Source organism: Parabacteroides sp. B2-S-102, from assembly GCF_023656665.1.
Classification (GTDB): domain Bacteria; phylum Bacteroidota; class Bacteroidia; order Bacteroidales; family Tannerellaceae; genus Parabacteroides; species Parabacteroides distasonis.
On the sequence record NZ_JAMOKM010000002.1, the window covers coordinates 166,040 to 185,076 of the forward strand.

Here is a 19,037-nt window from a genome sequence, read left to right on the forward strand (position 1 = left end):
TTCTATCAGCGAAACATTTAACTCGAATAATTTGCGTTATCACCGGCTTGTCATTCGCTTGATGATACTATAGGCGTTGTAGATACCCAATTCCCCTGCCTTGCTCAAGTCGGCGATGCCCCGGTTCACGTCACCTTGCGACAGACGGGCTAACCCACGGTTGTAGTAAGCCTCGGCAAATTCAGGGTCCCGCTCGATCGCCTCGTTGTAATCAACGATAGCGGCACGGAAATCACGCTGGGCGCAACGCAGATTCGCACGGTTAAAGTAAGCGTACACAAAACCCGGGTTCAGCTTGATCACCATATCGTAATCCCTCATGATCTGCTCATGCTCATAGGCTCGCTTATTATCCTTCAGCATAGCGCTCCGGAGGTCCACCGAGGTGTTGGCGTTTACCTGCGACTGTGCGGACTTACCAATATTCAAGTTCATTCCCGAGCCACTCAAGTCGTACGTATCCTTGCTAGCCTGCTGGGATTGGGTGTACATCAATTGCTTATAACGTTCCACGGCACGATTGAAATAAGCCATCGTGAACGACGGGTCTCGCTCGATCGCTTCCGAGAAATTCTTGATCGCCTCCGAGAAATCCTGCACCAACATGAAGTCCATCGCACGACCGAAATAAGCGTTAGCGTTGTTCGGATCACGCTCGATCTCCGCCGAATACTCGTCGATGGAGGCGAAATGCACGGCGATCTGGTCCTCGGTCAAAGCGGCCTCCTCGTTCGTGATACGCAATTTACGCTTCAAGACCATCTGGCCATTGTAATCCTCCACCATCTTGTCGTAATAAACAAGTTTCTTTACGGGATCCGCCTTCTCGTAATAGGTCAAGACAAACTGGGGTTCCAGATCCACATGGACATTCCGGTCTTGTACACGCCCACGGACCTCACTTTGGTATTTACTTTTACGCTCCTGCTCCTTATCGTATACCACCAAGCGGTTGAACTTATTGATATTCTTATCGGATTGCTCACGAGTATTCTCCTCCGAATCGTCCGTCTTGGCATCTCCGTTCACCGCTGTATTGGAGCTAGAAGACGATGTCTTCGGGAGCTGTCCGTTCTTGGCCTGCTCCTCCATCTTTATGGCTGCCCAATAATCACGGTCTGCCCCCACGTTATCCCCTAGCTTACGCTTTGCTTCCGAACGGCTCACAAAGCCTGGCAGGAAAGTAGGATATTGCTTCAAGACCACGTCGTAATCCTGCACGGCCCCCCGGTAGTCGCCCGTCTCGAAACGGAGCAACGCACGGTTGTAATAAGCCATATAGTTATCTGGCTCTTGCTGGATAACGACATCGAAGTCTTCGATAGCACGGTTATTATCCCCGACTTGGAACCGAAGCAAACCTCGGTTGAATCGTGCGATCAAGTTCCGGCGATCCATGCTGATCACCTGATCGTAATCGGCCATCGCACCTCTCAAGTCATTCATCTGATAACGAACTAGCCCCCGGTTAATATAATATCCGCTCTCACGGGTATCCAGACGTAGAGCCTCGTTCAAATCGGCCAAAGCGTCCTTGTAATCATCCATTTGATAATGAAGGATCGCACGATTGCCATACGCCGGCGCATAATAAGGATCCATCTCGATCGCCTTATTATAATCGGCCAAGGCTTTCAACGTATCCCCTTTCTCCAGATACATAGCGCCCCGTGTCATATAATTCATGGAATATTTCGGATGGGCGGTCATTAAATCATCGAATGTCTTCTCCGCCCCGTTATAGTCTTTTTTCTGGATAAAAGCCACCGCCATATTCACCAGCATCTGGCGGTCCTCGGGTTTGAACTCAAGTCCTTTCTGGTAATCGTCGATCGCCTCGTCGTATTTCTCCTGGCTTTGACGGGCGATGCCGCGAGCGTAATACGCTTGCGTTAAAAAAGGGTTCCGCTGAAGACATAAAGTACAGTCTTCCTCGGCCCCCTTAAAATCGTCCAGATTTATCTTCGCCACCGCACGGTAAAAATAGGGTTCCGCCAACCAAGGTTTGGATTTGATAACCTGATTGAAGTACTGAATGGAAAGAACATAATCCTCAAAATAAAGGGCGTTCCTGCCAATGGCCAATACACGGTCCGTATTAATCTGCGCAAAAAGCGAAATCGTAAATATCTGTAATATCAAAAAGAGTGTTGCCTTCTTCATCCTATTAAAAATGATTGAGAGGCAAAAATAAGTAAATTATCTTACTTAGACTCTATTTTTACCATTAAATGATTCTTCGTTATCTTATCGCCCTCTTTTACATTGAGCTCGACAACGACTCCCGATATGGGAGCGACCACCCGGTTCTGCATTTTCATCGCCTCATGGATTAGCAGAAGTTGCCCGGCCTCCACAGCCTGTCCTTCCTCTACCATAATCTTGATAATCGTTCCGGGAAGATGAGAAACCACGTCACCAGCCGACGGCTTATGCCACATCGGTCGGCTCTTATACTTCGCTGTCAGCAACGTCTTATATTTACGTGCCGTCACCACAAAGTCTACATATTCTTCTTGCTGGTGTTTCTTTTCCATACTCTCATCAATTTAGAACGGAGGCAAACCGTGCTTCTTGGCCGGTCTGTATTCCTCTTTTAGAATGGAAAGCTTCAGTGCGTGTAGCAATAATGAACGGGTTTCTTTCGGTTCGATCACAGAGTCGATAAATCCCTTGGAAGCCGCCACGTATGGGTTCGCGAATTTCTCGATATATTCTTTCACCTTCTCCTGACGCATAGCGTTCTGATCTTCCGCCTCCATGATCTCCTTGCGGAATATGATGTTAGCTGCGCCTTCCGGACCCATAACAGCGATCTCCGCGCTCGGCCAAGCGAACATGAAGTCAGCGCCCAAGTGACGGGAGTTCATAGCTATATAACCTCCACCGTACGCCTTGCGCAAGATAACCGTGATCTTAGGAACAGTAGCTTCCGAATACGCATACAGAACCTTAGCCCCATGACGAATCACACCCGCATGCTCTTGATCTACGCCCGGCAGATAACCCGGCATATCCTCCAACGTGATGATAGGAATATTGAATGAGTCGCAGAAACGGATGAAACGAGCGGCCTTGTCAGCGCTATCACAATCAAGCACGCCGGCCAAAACCATCGGTTGATTGGCAACGAAACCTACCGTTTCTCCTGCCATACGACCAAAACCGATCACAATATTAGCGGCCCACAACTCTTGAATCTCCAAGAAGTCCGAGTCATCGACGATACATCTGATAACGTCTCGCACATCATACGGTTGTTTCGGGTCCGCCGGAACTACTTGCTCGATATTCAGCATAGCGGACGGCTCTTTCGGCTCAACCACTTTCGCACGCTCCTGATTATTCCAAGGGATGAAGCTAACCAAACGTTTCACCTGATCGAAACATTCTTGCTCGCTCAAGGCATAAAAATGAGCGTTACCTGTAGTCTCCGCATGAACACGTGCGCCACCAAGGTCTTCCATAGAGATATCCTCACCCAGCACGGTCTTGATAACGTTCGGTCCCGTGATAAACATCTTAGAGATGTTCTCAACCACAAACACGAAGTCCGTCAACGCCGGAGAATAAACGGCACCACCGGCACAAGGACCGAGGATCAAGGAAATCTGAGGGATCACGCCCGAGGCGATCGTATTGCGATAGAATATTTCACCATAACCAGCCAAAGCACCAACACCTTCTTGGATACGTGCGCCACCCGAGTCATTGATTCCGATGATCGGACATTTCATCTTCAACGCATGATCCATGATCTTGGTGATCTTACGAGCATGCTGCAAACCTAACGAACCACCGGCAACCGTAAAGTCCTGCGCATAGATGCAAACCGGGGCACCAAAGATCGTACCCGTACCAGTAACCACACCATCACCCGGCAGAACCTTCTTCTCCATACCGAAATCACGGCCATCGTGTTTCACGAACATGTCATACTCATGGAAAGAGTTCTTATCCAACAAAGCCAAGATACGCTCCCGGGCAGTAAGCTTACCCATCGCCACTTGCTTTTCGATAGCAGCCTCACCACCGCCCATCTCGATAACGGCTTTCTTTTCCCTGAGGGCCTCAATGTTTTTACTTAAATCTGTCATATTGATTATTTATAGATTTATTATTTACCAACGGCTTTTGCCCGGTAAGAGCAACGAACCGTCCCTTTAATAATACTATTTAATTTGCCTTTGTTCAATTGACGGCGAATAGCGGAGACATTGTCGATAAAGACATGCCCCGTCAGATGCTCGCACTCATGCTGCACGATACGGGCGGCGAAACCTTCCACCACTTCCTCGTGTTCCTCCCAATTCTCATCCCAATATCTCACACGAACCGTTTTCGAGCGAGACACTTTCTCGTGTATACCCGGCAGGCTCAAGCAGCCTTCCTCCATAGCTATTTCCTCCTCGCTACGTTCCAAAAACTCGGGATTAATCAACGCACGCTTGAAACCCTTGCATTCAGGGAAGTCATCTCCCATCACATCACCGTCTATAACCACCAAACGGATAGACAAGCCCACCTGAGGAGCGGCAAGCCCTACCCCATCAGCATTATACATCGTTTCAAACATATTGGCAACCAACTGTTTCAAGTCGGGATAATCTTTAGGTACATCCTCAGCCTCTTTTCTTAGTACGGGCTGACCATATAAAAATACGGGTAAAATCATAAGTTATAACTGATATTTTTTACTTTCTAAATAAGCTTGCAAAATAATAACGGCGCTAATCTCATCAACCAATCCTTTATCTTGCCGTTTCTTTTTCTTTAAACCGCCTTCCAACATGGCCTTATGAGCTAAGACCGACGTGAACCGCTCGTCGTAATAAGTTACCGGGATACTTGGTATCGTCCTTTTCAGATGGGTCACGAACGCCTCCACATACTTCATGTTCTCAGAAGGCTCATTGTTCATTTGCTTCGGAAGCCCGACCACAAATAAATCCACCGGTTCCCGTGATATGTAATCCGACAGGTATTTCACAACCTCTCCACTTGGGACTGTCGCCACGCCGTTAGCGATCATTTGTAAAATATCCGTAGCGGCTATCCCCGTACGTTTCCGGCCGTAATCTATTGCAATTATTCTTCCCATCGAGCGCGAATATAGCATAAATATAAATACAGATTACACAAATCCGCAAAAAGTGTGCAACAAATCGGATCAATATGCATTCTTCTCTCCCTTGAACATATTCAGTACCGTAACCACAATAATCTTTAAATCAAGGAAGAACGTCCAATTCTCTATATACCACACATCTCTCTTCACACGTCCTTCCATCTGCTCCAGCGTCTTGGTCTCACCTCGGTAACCGGTGACTTGCGCCCACCCCGTTACTCCCGGTTTCACCAAATGCCGCACCATATACTTATCGATCAACGCCGAGTACTGCTCGGTATGCTTCAGCATATGCGGACGAGGGCCTACCACGGACATATCGCCCAGCAAGACGTTCACGAACTGAGGGAACTCATCCAAATTCGTCCGGCGCAAGAAATCGCCGATCCGGGTCTTCCGGGGATCATCCTTGACGGCCTGCAAGGTATCGGCCTGCGCGTTCACCTTCATCGTACGAAATTTAAAACATTCGAAGTCATGCCCATACAATCCCGTACGTTTCTGCTTAAACAAAATCGGGCCGGGTGAGCTTAACTTGATCATTATACCGACCACGATGTACAGGATCGGATAAATCGTGAGCAAAATCACCAAAGAGAAAAATATATCGAACGTTCGTTTCAAGAACCGGTTATAGGCGGATTGCAAAGGCTCCCGGCGGACCGTCAGCAATGGGATCGATTCCATCACCTCCATCACCATACTCTTCTTTACATCCCGGTAAAACTCGGGCACGATATAGAAGCGCACCATCTTCTTCTCAGCGAAATTCAGAAGCCGTACGATCTTTCCGTTGTTCGTACCCGGCAAGGTACAATAAATCTCATCGATATCATGCTCCAGCACATACGCTTCCACCTCACTCGTCTTACCCAAATAATTAGGTAAAACGTCTTTCAACGAGTCATTGTCATCAAAGAACCCCTTTACACTAAACCCATAGCTCAAATCATCTTTCATAACTTGGTAAAGCTCCATACCATTCTTTCCCGCACCCACAATCACCACCTTCTTAAAGTTATAGCCTTTTCGCCTATAAAACTTTAAGGATAAGCGCACAAAAACCCGCCAAAGCGAAAACAAGATGATAGAAACCCCGTAATAGACCAAGAGGAAGGTAGCCAGAATATCCCCTACATTCAAGAAGATCAAGCAAGTAGCGAATAAAAAGATAAGTACGGTAACCAATCCGAACGCCCGTTGCACAATCTTGTCGATAAACACGACCGCCTGATGCAATTGAATCGGGATAAAATATAAAGAGAAGAAATAACAGAAATTCAATAACAAAATAACCTCTCTCAAATTATAGGATATCGCTTCCGTGTATTTCGGGCCAAGCAGATGAAAAACGGCCATAAACAAGAGATTCAATACGATCAAATCTCCTACACCAATCAGCCATTGGATTAAATAACCATGTTTTTTGTTCAATATCATAGCAATTCGATAAATTCTCACAAAAGTAAGTATTTTTCGGCGCAAAAAAAAGGCCGCACTTAGAAGTACGGCCTTTTTAAAGTATTAATTCGTAAATTAATTATTAGCGCTCATAATTACTACACGGTTCCAGCTATTTTCGCCATAAGGTTGTTCGTCCGAACCTCTCCACTCGATAGTGATCTGGCTAGAAGAGATACCGTATTTATCGATAAGTTCCTTAGCGACCGCTCTAGCACGTTTCTCAGAAAGACCCATGTTATAATCAGAAGTACCCGTCTTCTTGTCAGCGTAACCAACTACCTTGATCGGAGCGTTGTTGTTCTTCATGAACTCAGCTGTGTTATAGATATTGATCTGCTGGTTCTTGTCGATCTTAGCGCTGTTGATGCGAAAGTAAACCACATTGTCAACGTAGTTATTTACAACTTCAGTAACTGTCTCTTGGCACTCAGGGCAAGAAACCGGACGTTTGCTCAACTCATCGTTAGCAGCACGCAAAGAGTTGATCTGGCCGTTCAAGTCGTTCAACAAAGCGTAATCCATCGGCTCCAATACCTCGAAGTCTGTCTTACCCAATTTGAATGTCAAACCAGCGCTCAACTGAACGATACCATCTGTCAGGTGATTCATCTCGACACGGTTAAACTGCTCGTTCAACAAAGAACCTTGGATCTCAACGTTCAAATCAACACGTTTGCTCAAACGGAAAGCGGTTAAGATACCAGCGTTCAACGTAGGAGACTCCGTTCTTGGACGATCATAAGACTCTGTAGTCTTGAAACGCTGCGCATAACCAAAACCGACCCAAGGAATCAAGCGGAACACTTTAGATTCTCTGTAAGGAGCCCAGAAGTTAGTAACATCCCACAACAAATCTACGTGAGCGGCTACATATTTATTATGTTGCATAAACTGTGCGCCATCACCTTCAAAACCGTGGATAATACCACCATTTAACTGGGTACGGAATCCTAAATACGGATTAAACCACTTACCAAAAGATACTTGTGGAGCGAAGTTTAAACGATTCTTGAAATCAGCCTCTCCATTTTGGTCTCCTAACAATACGCTGGCTCCACCCGCAATTGAAATAAACCAATTGTCGCGAGCTTTATTCTTCTTGAAATTAGTCTTATAACCAGCCTCATTGCTGAACCCCACCTGCGGTTGATATTCCTGTGCTGCCACAGAGAATACAAAACCTGATAACAAAGCTAAAAGTAAAACCTTAGTCTTCATATTTTCAACATTTTAATTAAACAATCAATTACCTAATATCTTAAAATTGGCACAAATTTAACTCTTTTTGTAATTACAACAAATAAAATCTTCAAATTGTTTCGAACTCACTCGAAATAGTTCAAAATTTTATAGCCCCCCTCTTTCAGATAAGACTCCTTCTTCATTAGTTTTATATCGTTCTTCATCATATCCTCAATTAAAGCCGCTAATGAATACTCCGGTTCCCACCCTAAACGAGTACGTGCCTTCGTAGCGTCACCGATCAGCAACTCTACTTCCGTAGGGCGGAAATACTGCGGATCTACTCCCACAACTTCCTCACCCACACGTTTCTTAAAGTTTTCCAGATAGGCATCACCAACCTTCTTGACGAACAATCCCTCGTCTATCGACTCTATGATAGCGACCTCGTCTATCCCTTCTCCTTTAAAGCGGATTCCCACGCCAATTTCCTCAAAAGCCATACGGATAAAGTCCCGAATCGTGGTAGTAATCCCGGTAGCTATGACATAATCCGAGGGTTCATCTTGTTGCAAAATAGCGTACATGGCACGCACGTAATCTTTTGCGTGTCCCCAATCCCGTTTGGAGGAAAGATTACCCATATAAACCTTTTTTTGCATACCCAAAACGATACGTGAAACCGCCCGGGTTACCTTACGGGTCACGAATGTCTCTCCCCTTAATGGAGACTCATGATTAAACAAGATGCCATTGGAAGCGTGCATATGATAGGCTTCCCTGTAATTCACCGTAATCCAGTAACCGTATAGTTTCGCTACCGCATAAGGGCTTCTCGGATAGAAAGGAGTAGTCTCCCTCTGCGGCACCTCTTGCACCAAGCCATACAACTCGGATGTAGATGCCTGGTAAATACGCGTCTTCGGGATCAAGTTCAGCAAACGGACCGCCTCTAGGATACGCAATACGCCCAAACCATCCGCATTCGCAGTATATTCGGGAGTGTCGAAACTTACTTTTACATGGCTCATGGCGGCCAGATTATAGATCTCGTCCGGTTGAACCTCGCCAATGATACGTGTAAGATTCAAACTATCCGTTAAATCGCCATAATGCAAAATCAAATTACGGTTTTCCACATGCGGGTCTTGATACAAATGATCGATACGGTCCGTATTGAACATGGAAGAACGACGCTTGATACCGTGTACCGTATATCCTTTCTTGATCAAGAACTCGGTAAGATAAGCCCCATCCTGTCCCGTAATACCCGTTATTAACGCTACTTTGCCCATTTCTCTAATTTTCAATTTTCAATTCTCATTTTTCAATTCCCAAGTACCATTCATAGAGTCGCTTCACGCCCTCCTCGATCTCGATCGTATGGCGCCAACCCAAGGCATGCAACTTGCTTACATCCGTCAGCTTACGAAGCGTACCGTCCGGCTTGGACGAGTTAAACCTCAACTCGCCCTCGAACCCGATCTCTCGCCGGATCAGTTCGGCGACCTCACGGATCGAAAGCTCGATACCCGTACCTATATTAATATGTGTATTCCGGACCTCGCCCTCCTTCTGGCGGACATCCTCGAAATCCACGTGTTCCATGATATAAACAGAAGCGTCGGCCATCTCCTCGCTCCATAAAAACTCACGAAGCGGCTTGCCGGTTCCCCACAGCTCCACCTCGCCCGGACGGATACCCTGTTTATCCAATACGGAGAGTATCTCCGGCTCGGAGGCCTTCCCAGACACGCCCTCTACCGGACGAATGTCCATATCCTTACGCAAGGCCTCCCAATCTCCCGCATGCAGGCATTTCGCCAAATGGATCTTACGGATCATGGCAGGCAACACATGCGAGGTCTCCAGATTGAAATTATCATTCGGCCCGTAGAGGTTGGTAGGCATCACGGCGATATAGTTCGTACCGTATTGCAGGTTGTAACTCTCGCACATCTTGATACCCGCTATCTTGGCGATCGCGTAAGGCTCGTTGGAATATTCCAAGGGAGATGTCAGCAAGCAATCCTCCGGCATCGGCTGCGGAGCCTCACGGGGATAGATGCAGGTGCTTCCCAAGAATAATAATTTCTTTACATTGTTTTTCCAAGAGGCATGAATGACATTATTCTGGATCATCAAATTATTGTAGATAAAATCGGCACGGTACAGACTGTTCGCCATGATACCGCCGACGTGCGCCGCCGACAAGAACACATAGTCCGGCCGCTCGGCTGCAAAGAACTCGTTCACAGCGGCTTGATCCGTCAGATCCAGTTCCGCATGCGTACGAAGCAGGAAGTTCGTATACCCTTTGCTACGCAAATTATTCAGGATGGCGGAGCCTACCAAGCCCCGGTGACCGGCAACAAATATTTTACTGTCTTTTTCCATCGATATCTCGTATTCTGAACTACTTCTACTTATTAATCAACCTCATCAAATACTGGCCGTACTGATTCTTAATCATCGGCAAAGCCACTTGCTCAAGTCGCTTCTCATCAATCCATCCTTGCTTGAAAGCGATCTCCTCCAGACAAGCCACCTTCAGTCCCTGTCTCTTCTCGATCACCTCCACGAAAGTAGATGCCTCAGACAACGAGTCGTGAGTCCCGGTATCCAACCAAGCGAATCCACGTCCCAATAGCTGCACTTTCAACTCCCCATCCTTCAAGAACCACTGGTTCACGGTAGTGATCTCCAGCTCTCCACGGGCGGATGGCTTGATATTCTTGGCCACGCCCACCACCTTGTTCGGATAGAAATACAATCCTACCACGGCGTAATTCGACTTCGGTTCCTTCGGTTTCTCCTCGATACTGAGGACGTTCCCATCCGCATCGAACTCGGCCACGCCATAGCGTTCCGGATCGTTTACGTAGTAACCGAACACGGTCGCTTTTTGTTCGTTCTCCGCCTTGTCAACGGCCTCTTTTAACATACGGGTAAAGCTCTGTCCGTAAAAGATATTATCGCCAAGTACCAAGCAAACGGAGTCATCGCCGATAAAACGCTCTCCAATGATGAAAGCTTGCGCCAATCCGTCCGGTGAAGGCTGCTCGGCATATTCAAAACGAACGCCATAATCGGAGCCATCGCCCAGTAAACGACGAAAGCCCGGCAAATCCTGAGGGGTCGATATAATAAGAATCTCCCGTATCCCTGCCAGCATGAGCACGGATACCGGATAAAAAATCATCGGCTTATCATAAATAGGTAGAAGTTGCTTGGAAACTCCTTTAGTGATCGGATACAAGCGGGTACCCGATCCACCGGCTAAAACTATACCTTTCATATTCTTTCCATTTTGTTCGACAATACTCGCTTAGGATCGATTCCACACCGTCCCTAAAACTATACAAAGTTAAACAAATAATAATAGATTAGCGCATGGTTTTCAAAAAATCGTCCATATTCTGATACAATGGGACGCCATAGCGCGCACAAGTTAAGCGCACATTATCATAGCGGTAAAAGCCGGGCTCGCAAATCACCCGCAACTTTCCGGAGCGCATAAACAGCCCCATCTCCAATAAAGTTATCGGGGATTTGCTGCTCGCCAGAATGTTCATGATAATCAGATCGGCTTTCTCCAGATGCTCCAGTTCCCAATTCACTTGATGCTCAAAATCGGACATCTCCCCGCTCAACCCTTTATCTCTACGAGGATTGAACAAGAGATACCGTCCCTCCGGAAGCGCCCGGAACCAGTCGCAGGTAGCCTTTTGCCAATCCACGCTTTTCCCCATATCAATCGTGCCGGCCAAAAAGATTTTTTGGTATACAGCTTCATCCAAATCCTTATTTTCAGTATCGGGATACAAGACAATGACCTCAGATTGGGCAAACCCTCCCATCGGCACCAAAAACAAATATAATATACACAGTACAATATTTCTCATATTCATGTCTCAAAGCTTACTTTTCAAGCAACAAACTTCGCAAAAAAACATGAATCCAACAAATACATTCACTTTAAATGTGGGCAACAGTCTTGTATATACTAATAGGATATCACGAGAAGTAGTACTTACTTGGACGGTGAAGTATATCTCCTAGGGTACTTGCAGTATATCTTCTCCAAGGAGAGGAGTATATGTACGTGTTTTTTCGAAAACACGTACATGTTTTTGGGAAGGGCTCGGCATGTCGCAAAATCATGGGTTCAGCCCATAAATCGTAGCTTGTACGGCATGCGATAAGATATAAGCGGCAGGCGTGTCGTTTGAAGGAGAATAACCCTTGGAGAGCCTCTGGATTACGGGTTCCTTGTTCGTGCCCAGTATCGGGACCAATAAGGGGGCGCCGTTCAAGATAAGCGGTCCCGTCATGGTGATCCGGTATTGACCGGTAGAAGGTTGCTGGGATACCGCATAGTTACGGCTATCCGACAATAGCTCCATGGTGGTAGGGAAAATGGATGCCGTATGGGAATCCTCACCTACGCCGAGGATGATGCAATCGAACGTAGGCATTTGATTGAACAACGGCAAGAATTCCTTTACGACCCATGAATAACGCATCGCCTCAGTACCCGGTTCGTTCTCGCCCTTGATCTGGTGGATCTGATCCGCCGGGATACACAAAGGCTTAAAAAGCAAATGATTCGCATGACCGTAATTACTATCCGGACTCGTTGGAGGAACGCAACGCTCGTCCACCCAGAAGAAACGGATGTTATTCCAGTCAATCTTATCCTTATACTCATCTACCCAGAGGGAAAACATATGCTTCGCCGTCTCTCCTCCCGAGAGCGCTAGGTTAAACGGAGCGAAGTCTTTTCGGCGAATCATCGCCATCATGTCCTCCGTCATCGACCGAAGCGCCTCTTTCATCTCATTATATCTCTTTATTTCCATAAAATTATCTTCTTTGGCAGGCGCAGACTTTCTTTTCCGCACCTAAAATAACAGTTTCCTCCGGTCCGTCCTCGCCCGGCTCATAGAAGAATAAGTTCTTCGAACCCTCCTCTTTCCAATGGAGCAAGATCGGATCGATAAATTTCCAGCTAGCCTCCAAAGCGTCGCTACGAGCATACAGGGTGGAATCGCCCAGCATGGCATCCAGCAACAGACGCTCGTAAGCGTCAGGAAGATAGCTCTTCGAGAGGGAATCGTAGCGGAAGTCCATGCTGACTTGCTTCACCTCGAAACCGGCTCCCGGCATTTTCAGCCCGAACTTCAAGGATATACTCTCGTTCGGTTGGATACGGATGGTCAATTTATTGCAGGAACCTCCCGAACATTGACCGACAAACAGTTGATGGGGCGTAGACTTGAAGTGGATCACTACCTCCGATGACTTCTCCGGCAACTTCTTTCCCGTATAGAAATAGAAGGGCACACCGCTCCAGCGCCAGTTATCGATGAAGAATTTCATTGCCACATACGTCTCGGTATTCGAGTCGGGAGCTACGTTCTTCTCTTCCCGATAACCGATATATTGTCCGCGGACAACCATCTTATCCATATCCAACACCGTATACGGACGTATGGAGCGGAATACTTTCACGATCTCGTCACGAATCGGTTCCGGCTCGAATATAGAGGGAGATTCCATGGCGATAAACGACATCAATTGCATCAAGTGATTCTGGATCATATCCCGCATCGCCCCGGCTCCATCATAATATTTCCCTCGATTCTCCACCCCCAAAGTCTCGGTAGCGCTGATCTCGATGGAATCGATATAATTATGATTCCACAATGGCTCGAAAATACCGTTCGAGAAGCGCAATACCAAGATATTCTGCACGGTCTCTTTCCCCAGATAATGGTCGATACGATAAATCTCCTCCTCATGGAAGATATGTCGTAAATGATCGTTCAACTGGCGGGCAGACTCCAAGCTGGTACCGAACGGCTTCTCTACGATGATCCGCCTGAAACCATCTGGAGACTCGGTCTTGTTCAAACCGCTCTCCAGCAAACATTGCGGGACGATCTCGTACATCACCGGCGGGGTAGCCAAGTAATAGATGATCTTATCCGGCAAGTCATGTTTCTCTTGCAAGAACTCGATGCGCTCACGCAATTTGTAGTATTCATCGGCGTTCGTGGAATCGAAGGCGAGGTAATAGACATTCTCCAAGAAGTCATCGATCAAGCCCTCGTCGTAAGTCTTTCCCTTCTGTGCCTCCAAGATATGCGTATGTTGCTCCGCACAGAACTCCTCATCACCATAAGCGGTACGGGCGGCCCCCAAGATGCAGAAGCGGTCGGGCAGCAAGCCCCGGACATATAACTCGAACAAAGAGGGAAGCAACTTGCGACTGGTAAGATCGCCCGACGCCCCGAATATAACTAATAATTGATTATCTGCTTTCTTCATACCTTTATACGTTATAAGTTCCAGAAACCGTCTTTCCTCCCTCGCCCGTCCAGTTGGTATGGAAAAACTTACCACGCTCCCAATCGACCCGCTCATAGGTATGAGCCCCGAAATAATCCCGCTGAGCTTGAATCAGGTTAGCGGCAGAATGTGGGGTAGACAATCCATCGAAATAGCTCAACCCCGAGCTCATTGCCGGCAAAGCCACTCCATGCAAGGCACCCTCGGCTACCACTTGCCGCCAAGCCAACAAGGAAGACTCGATCTTTTGAATAAAGAACTCATCGAATAAGAGGTTCTCCAGATTCCGGTTCTTCTCATAAGCCTGCGTAATTTTCTCCAAAAAGACAGAGCGTATGATACATCCCTTCCGCCAGATCTTGGCGATCGTACCGTAATCCAACTGCCAATCATATCGCTTGGAGGCTTGGCACAACAAAGAGAATCCCTGTGCGTAGGAAACCAACTTAGCAGCATACAAAGCCTGCTTGATCTCTTTCTCCGAGATCAAGGTCTGCCCCAACGCGCCACTCTTCGGATAAAGCGAGGACGCTTTTTTCCGTTCTTCCTGCATGGAAGAAAGCATACGGGCATAAACAGCCTCGGTAATCAATGTCAGCGGATCATTCTCGTCCATAGCGGCGATAGCGCTCCATTTACCGGTGCCCTTCTGGCCGGCGGCATCCAATATCTTATCTAGCAGATAGCCCTCTCCCGCCTCGTCCTTGAAGCGGAGAATATCGGCCGTAATACCGATCAGGTAGCTATCCAGCTCTCCCGTGTTCCAATCCTCAAAAATACGAGCCAAGGCCTCATTGTCCAGATCCAGACGATTCTTCAATAAAGAATACGCCTCGGAAATCAACTGCATATCTCCATACTCGATACCATTGTGTACCATTTTCACGAAATGGCCGGCTCCACCCGGACCAATCCATTGGCAACAAGGCGTCCCGTCGTCCAGCTTGGCGGCGATGCTTTGCAAGACATCCTTCACCAAAGGCCAAGCGGCAGGCGAGCCACCCGGCATCACGGAAGGTCCGTACAAGGCACCGATCTCCCCTCCGGAGATTCCGGTACCTACGAAGTACATCCCATGCGCCTCCATCTCCTTCACCCGTCGTTCCGTATCATGGAAATCCGAGTTGCCACCATCGATAATCACGTCACCGGGTGATAAGTAAGGAATCAATTGAGCCATCAGCTCATCCACCGGGGCACCCGCTTTTACCATCAGCATGATCTTGCGAGGACGCTCGATAGACTCGACAAATTCCTGTATCGTATGGGTTCCTATAAAATTCTTTCCTTTTCCACGACCGCTCATGAAGCGGTCTACCACGCCTTCCTCTCCCGGCGCTGTACGATTATAAACGGATACGGTGAACCCCTTGCTTTCCATGTTCAACGCAAGGTTCTCGCCCATCACGGCCAAGCCGATTAATCCAATATTTGATGTTTTCATATTTATGTTTTTATTTTATTAATCCAAATAGATCATTTAAAGCCTCACTCATCGACGGATGGGTGAATATCGAATCCCGGAGGAACGTGTAATCTTGCCCGAGACGCATCGCCAAGCTAACCGTATTTATGACTTCGCTGGACTCGGCGCAGAATAAGGTACATCCTAGGATCTTCCCGGTATCCGCATCTACCACGGCTTTCAGTAAGCCATCCGTCTGCTCGATGGTACGGGTACGAGGCATGGCGGCGGCGGGCAGGCTGGCCACCTTTATATTTTTCTCCATCTTACGGGCTTGCGTCTCGTTCAACCCGACATGGGCCAACGGAGGATCGATGAATACGGAATAAGCCACTGCTTCCCGATCGTCCAAGCTCCGGAAACCATTACCAAACAGCTCTTCCCGGATAATACGGTAATCATCCAAAGACAGATAGGTGAATTGTAATCCGCCATGTACATCCCCGATCGCCCAGATATTAGGGATATTGGTACGCAACTTACTATCCACCTCGATAGCGCCACGATTAGTCGTCCGTATTCCGGCGGCCTGCAGATTTAGGCTTTCCGTATTCGGTTTACGGCCGGTAGCCAAAAGCACCGCCTCGGCATCCAGCCGCAAGGTATCTCCCGAGATAGCGTTACGGCAGATCACCGTAGCCCGCTCGGCATCCTGCTCGATCGTCTGCACGACCGTATTCAAATGAATGGTGATCCCTTTTTTCTCTAGCGTAGACTTCACCGAATCGGCGATGTCCCGGTCCTCACGAGGGACGAACACCTCCCCTGCCTCCAAGATCGTTACCTTCGACCCAAAACCGGCGAACATGGAAGCGAATTCCAGCCCGATATATCCGCCTCCGACAATCACCAGATGCCGTGGCAATTTCTCCAGTTCCATAATGGAAGTACTTGTATATACGTAAGGATTATCCTCGATACCGCTTATCGTAGGAATAATCGTCGTGGCTCCGGTATTGATGAATATCTTCTCGCCTTCCAGCAAGAAAGAGTCCGTATCCGTTTTCACGACAATCTCATAAGGGGAACGAAAAGAAGCCTCTCCGGTATAGACCGTTACGGTCTCCCGATCATCCAGATTCTTGAAATTCTTCTCACGAAGCAAAGAGGTCAGTTTCTCCTTGGCGAGGATCGCCCGCTTAAACTCCTCCGCATATTGCCCGAAGGTAGAAGGTCTGCGATACCCCGTCACCTGAGCGTAATGTACAAGCGCTTTCGTCGGTATACAGCCGATATTGATACAAGTACCTCCGTACATACCCGCCGAACGCTCCACCACAGCTACATTCCATCCATGGTTGGCCAAATCCGCCGCCAAGGTTTTTCCACCTTTCCCAAAACCAATAATAATCGCATCGTACTTTTTCATCTCTGATTTATCTTCTTTTCGTTAGACATTAAAATAACATTCGTTTTAACCTAATTGTTGCGAATTTCATATCGCAAAAATAGCTCCAGCCCCTATTTTACAAAATGGCTGTTCAACCTATAAGTTTAGCCATTTTTCCCGAAACAAGAAAATAACGAACAAATACCCCCTATTTTTTGTTCTTTACCTATAATATTTATACCCTATGATCACAACACTTATAATACTGGCCCTATCAGCCGTTTTCTTTGTTAATGGAAAATTACGTTCCGATCTTGTCGCTCTATGCGCCCTCGTCTTATTAATCGTATTCAACATACTTACACCCGAAGAAGCGCTTTCCGGCTTCTCCAATCCTATCGTCATCATGATGGTCGGGTTATTTGTCGTAGGAGGAGCTATCTTTAAAACGGGATTGGCCAAGATGATCAGCAGTAAGATACTCCGTCTAGCGGGAAAAAGCGAATTGAAATTATTCATATTGATCATGATGGTCACCGCTTTTATCGGGGCGTTCGTCAGTAATACGGGTACCGTGGCCCTCATGCTTCCGATCGTAGTGAGCATGGCGGCAAGCGCCAATATCAGTCCCGGGAGGTTCTTGATGCCCTTGGCTTTCGCTAGTAGCATGGGCGGAATGGCCACGCTGATCGGTACGCCTCCGAACCTCGTGGTAGATGAGGTGCTATCCAACGCCGGATTCACGGATCTATCGTTTTTCTCGTTTACGCCTATCGGGGTTATTTGTGTGCTTATCGGCTTGGTCGTCTTGATTCCCCTAAGCAAATTCTTCTTGGTAAAAAAGGAGGATGGCAAAGACACGAAGACTACAACCGGGCACTCCCCAAAAGAGTTAGCCAAGAAATACCAATTATCGGATAATCTATATCGGATACAGATCAGGCCCGGTTCCCGGATCGGAGGGAAAAAATTGCAAGAATTAAATATTACGCAGGCTTATAATCTCTCCATTCTGGAGATACGCCGGCAGTCGTCCTCTCAAGGACGTTTCCTTAAAACCGTAGACCAGTCCTTAGCCGGCCCACATACGGAATTACAGGAGAACGATATCCTCTATGTGTTCGGCCCGTTCGAGAAAGTAAACCAATTCGCCAAAGAACAGAATCTGGAGCTTACGGATACCCACGTATCCGAATATGTTGAAGGGGCGGAGGTTGAAAAGCTGAGCGTTCGGGAGATCGGTATCGCCGAGGTCTTATTAATGCCCGACTCGAAATTGATAAATAAGGCGGTAAAGGACTCTGGTTTCAGGGATAAATATTCCGTGAATATCTTAGGCATCCAACGGAAAGGGGAATATATACTGAATGATATAAAAGATATAAAGATGCATGCCGGCGATATCCTTCTAATACAAGGCACATGGGACAGTATCGCTCGCATGAGCCAGAAGCAATCGCAATGGGTGGTATTGGGCCAGCCCTTAGAAGAGGCCTCTAAAGTCACTCTGGATTATAAAGCCCCTGTCGCCGCCTTGATCATGGTCTTAATGATTGCCGCCATGGTATTCGACTTCATCCCGATTCCTCCGGTAGCGGCGGTAATCATAGCGGGAATATTGATGGTATTAACCGGATGTTTCCGTAACGTGGAAGAGGCTTATAAAACGATTAATTGGGAAAGCGTAGTCTTGATCGCCGCCATGTTACCCATGTCGCTAGCCTTAGAGAAGACAGGCGCCTCCAATCTTATCTCGGAGAAATTGGTGAGCGGACTAGGCGATTACGGACCGCTCGTCTTGATGGCCGGAATTTATTTCACCACCTCGCTACTGACCATGTTTATCAGCAACACGGCCACGGCGGTACTGGTAGCCCCTATTGCCCTTCAATCCGCCATAGCCATCAACGTTAGCCCTTATCCGTTCCTGCTGGCGGTGACGGTAGGTGCCAGCATGTGCTTCGCCTCCCCCTTCTCTACGCCACCCAACGCACTCGTTATGTCCGCCGGAAAATATACATTTATGGACTATGTAAAGGTGGGGTTGCCTTTACAAATCGTGATGGGAATCGTTATGGTATTTATATTACCTTTATTATTCCCATTCTAAACAT

Annotated in this window: 16 protein-coding genes; 1 reads left to right on the forward strand and 15 read right to left on the reverse strand. The window is 47.4% G+C overall.

Translation table 11 applies throughout. The features are described 5' to 3' along the window. Positions 1–39: 39 nt before the first annotated feature. From NBH07_RS03575 to NBH07_RS03645, 15 genes are all read right to left on the reverse strand, one after another. Positions 40–2,163, reverse strand: coding sequence for a tetratricopeptide repeat protein (locus NBH07_RS03575; RefSeq protein WP_009017252.1), 2,124 nt, complete (start codon positions 2,161–2,163; stop codon positions 40–42). Positions 2,164–2,204: 41 nt separating this feature from the next. Then, positions 2,205–2,537 (reverse strand): acyl-CoA carboxylase biotin carboxyl carrier protein subunit, encoded by a 333-nt coding sequence (locus NBH07_RS03580; protein WP_005857691.1) that lies wholly within the window; start codon positions 2,535–2,537, stop codon positions 2,205–2,207. Positions 2,538–2,549: 12 nt separating this feature from the next. Continuing rightward, positions 2,550–4,097, reverse strand: coding sequence for an acyl-CoA carboxylase subunit beta (locus NBH07_RS03585; RefSeq protein ID WP_005857693.1), 1,548 nt, complete (start codon positions 4,095–4,097; stop codon positions 2,550–2,552). Positions 4,098–4,117: 20 nt separating this feature from the next. Then, positions 4,118–4,675, reverse strand: coding sequence for a peptide deformylase (gene def, locus NBH07_RS03590; protein WP_005857695.1), 558 nt, complete (start codon positions 4,673–4,675; stop codon positions 4,118–4,120). A 3-nt stretch (positions 4,676–4,678) separates the two neighbouring features. After that, on the reverse strand, positions 4,679–5,101 hold the full coding sequence (gene ruvX / locus NBH07_RS03595) for a Holliday junction resolvase RuvX (protein ID WP_008772415.1): 423 nt from the start codon (positions 5,099–5,101) through the stop codon (positions 4,679–4,681). 69 nt (positions 5,102–5,170) lie between these two features. Then, positions 5,171–6,568, reverse strand: a complete 1,398-nt coding sequence (locus NBH07_RS03600; protein ID WP_005857699.1) for an undecaprenyl-phosphate glucose phosphotransferase — start codon at positions 6,566–6,568, stop codon at positions 5,171–5,173. Positions 6,569–6,664: 96 nt separating this feature from the next. Continuing rightward, the gene (locus tag NBH07_RS03605; protein WP_005857701.1) at positions 6,665–7,810 is read right to left on the reverse strand and encodes an OmpA family protein; all 1,146 of its coding nucleotides are present in this window, start codon (positions 7,808–7,810) and stop codon (positions 6,665–6,667) included. A 107-nt stretch (positions 7,811–7,917) separates the two neighbouring features. Continuing rightward, positions 7,918–9,069: a GDP-mannose 4,6-dehydratase gene (gmd, locus tag NBH07_RS03610; RefSeq protein ID WP_005857703.1), complete on the reverse strand. Its 1,152-nt coding sequence runs from the start codon at positions 9,067–9,069 to the stop codon at positions 7,918–7,920. A gap of 25 nt (positions 9,070–9,094) precedes the next feature. Continuing rightward, complete coding sequence (locus tag NBH07_RS03615; protein WP_195318955.1) at positions 9,095–10,171, reverse strand: GDP-L-fucose synthase family protein; 1,077 nt, start codon at positions 10,169–10,171, stop codon at positions 9,095–9,097. Between the two features lie 25 nt (positions 10,172–10,196). Continuing rightward, a complete protein-coding gene (gene rfbA, locus NBH07_RS03620) occupies positions 10,197–11,072 on the reverse strand; it encodes a glucose-1-phosphate thymidylyltransferase RfbA (protein ID WP_008772418.1) in 876 nt (291 codons plus the stop codon). An 88-nt stretch (positions 11,073–11,160) separates the two neighbouring features. After that, positions 11,161–11,685 (reverse strand): nucleoside 2-deoxyribosyltransferase domain-containing protein, encoded by a 525-nt coding sequence (locus tag NBH07_RS03625; protein ID WP_009017251.1) that lies wholly within the window; start codon positions 11,683–11,685, stop codon positions 11,161–11,163. Positions 11,686–11,934: 249 nt separating this feature from the next. Then, the gene (gene pgl / locus NBH07_RS03630; RefSeq protein WP_009017250.1) at positions 11,935–12,636 is read right to left on the reverse strand and encodes a 6-phosphogluconolactonase; all 702 of its coding nucleotides are present in this window, start codon (positions 12,634–12,636) and stop codon (positions 11,935–11,937) included. Positions 12,637–12,640: 4 nt separating this feature from the next. After that, positions 12,641–14,107, reverse strand: coding sequence for a glucose-6-phosphate dehydrogenase (gene zwf, locus NBH07_RS03635; protein ID WP_011966109.1), 1,467 nt, complete (start codon positions 14,105–14,107; stop codon positions 12,641–12,643). A gap of 4 nt (positions 14,108–14,111) precedes the next feature. Beyond that, positions 14,112–15,572 (reverse strand): decarboxylating NADP(+)-dependent phosphogluconate dehydrogenase, encoded by a 1,461-nt coding sequence (gene gnd / locus NBH07_RS03640; RefSeq protein WP_156682374.1) that lies wholly within the window; start codon positions 15,570–15,572, stop codon positions 14,112–14,114. 10 nt (positions 15,573–15,582) lie between these two features. Then, on the reverse strand, positions 15,583–16,962 hold the full coding sequence (locus NBH07_RS03645; protein WP_156682375.1) for an FAD-dependent oxidoreductase: 1,380 nt from the start codon (positions 16,960–16,962) through the stop codon (positions 15,583–15,585). A gap of 205 nt (positions 16,963–17,167) precedes the next feature. Between NBH07_RS03645 and NBH07_RS03650 the strand changes: the two genes are divergently transcribed. Continuing rightward, the gene (locus NBH07_RS03650; protein ID WP_005857720.1) at positions 17,168–19,033 is read left to right on the forward strand and encodes an SLC13 family permease; all 1,866 of its coding nucleotides are present in this window, start codon (positions 17,168–17,170) and stop codon (positions 19,031–19,033) included. Positions 19,034–19,037 lie beyond the last annotated feature (4 nt).